Raw genomic sequence first — 302 nt, 5'->3', positions numbered from 1 at the left:
AATGACGCTACGGCGGAAGATCGTCAACATTCCCGCGCGTTTCGTGCGGCCGCAGCGCGCACCCACGCTGCACCTGCCGCGAAAGTGGCCATGGCTCGACGCATGGCTTCAACTATGGCGCAACATCATTGGGTTCAGTCCACCTTCGACTGCCTGATCCTGACCGACACGCCGACTCGGCCCGAACAACGACAATCGTGGAAACGCTGGGTAGACCAGCGGACGACACACGCCCAGAAGACCCCGACCCCACAATTCAGTCACCGACCACAATGCATCACCTCAGTCGGTGGATCGAGGCT

At 60.9% G+C, this 302-nt stretch carries 1 pseudogene; it reads left to right on the top strand.

The features are described 5' to 3' along the window. Positions 1–157, top strand: a pseudogene (locus BJI47_RS23570) (IS1380 family transposase); the annotation flags it as partial. Between the last annotated feature and the right edge of the window lie 145 nt (positions 158–302).

Source organism: Rhodococcus sp. 1168 (assembly GCF_002091955.1).
Taxonomy (GTDB): domain Bacteria; phylum Actinomycetota; class Actinomycetes; order Mycobacteriales; family Mycobacteriaceae; genus Rhodococcoides.
This window is presented reverse-complemented; position numbering and strand designations above follow the sequence as displayed.